Genomic DNA, 1,202 nt, shown 5'->3' with positions numbered 1-1,202 from the left:
ACAGAAAGCCCGGTTTTAGTATGAGTTTTTGCCATGAGTTTTTTCACTAACTCAACACTGGTAAAAATTACTCCTTGACAGGCTCTGGTTACGTGAGGAAACAAACGATGTTCAATCGGATTATACTTCGATGTATAGGGGGGATAGTGTGCGATTCTAATTTCTATTCCTAGCTCGTCAACTAATTTTTGTAAATCCGATTTAAAGATATGATGATTGGAATTATTACTACCACCGCCATCGCATTTTATCAAAATTGAATTGGCTTGAGGGTAGATAAATTTTCCGTAATTGACCCACCATAATTTAATCGATTCACAAGCAAATTCACTCGTGTCTTTACTGGTTCCCAGGTTTAAATATCCTCGGTTATGTTGCAGATCATAAATTCCATGAGGTACTACTTTTCCTTCAGCCCAACTCCAAAAATCATGGTCAAATGTCGTAATAGCTTCCGTAGTATATAGACTTCCTGCTCGATATAGATTTCCAATAAATTCCTTCTTTTTCGTGTCCATACTAACAATCGGATTTCCTTGCAACTCATACTCTTCGGTAATTCTGGCAAGATTTTCAAATTGTTCATTACGATTCTTGGTTACTCCGGTTGTTTGTTTTTTTTGAGCTTTGCGTTTCACATATCCATGTTTTTTTAAAAGTTTTTGAACAACTGTTGTACTGACTATTATTTCCTGAGCTTTCAGACCTTCAACTATTTGTTGGTGGGTAAGATTTGTCCATTTAATTTTTTCCGACATTGGATCTCCGGCTGTGTGGTTTTTTAAGACTTCTAAAAAACGCTCATTTAAATCAGGTATCTCAGACTCCCTAGTTTTTCTTCCTCCTCCACGTCGGCGAATTCTCTGTTGATTACAAGTAGTGTCTGATTCACTTTTTAACTCCTTAATTCCCTTGGCTATTGTATTCCTGTCTACTCCCAAAACTCGGGCTATGTAAATAATTCCACCATGGTCAAGTTTTACGGCTTCTATCGCTGCATATTTTCTTTGGTCTTTTTCAGATAAAGACTGATGATGTTTTCGCATTAAATCAGTAATTTCATCTGAGTAATACATACATAAATTAATTTATTCAGAAATTATTCAAATCAAAAAATCATGGGCGACATAAAAAGAACCAAGTAGGTATAATATTTGACATATCTACCGAAACCTAAACCTATTCATATTCACTCATTTATT

At 35.3% G+C, this 1,202-nt stretch carries 1 protein-coding gene; it reads right to left on the bottom strand.

All coding sequences use genetic code 11. From position 1 onward, the window contains the following. Positions 1–1,076, bottom strand: a 1,076-nt coding sequence (locus tag QUA44_RS30535; RefSeq protein ID WP_333257685.1) for an ISAzo13 family transposase, incomplete at its 3' end; no start/stop codon positions are given. Positions 1,077–1,202 lie beyond the last annotated feature (126 nt).

This window comes from Microcoleus sp. N9_A2 (genome assembly GCF_036701775.1).
Lineage (GTDB): Bacteria > Cyanobacteriota > Cyanobacteriia > Cyanobacteriales > Microcoleaceae > Microcoleus.
The sequence above is the reverse complement of the archived record's forward strand: the minus strand, read 5'-3'. Positions and strand labels throughout refer to the sequence as shown.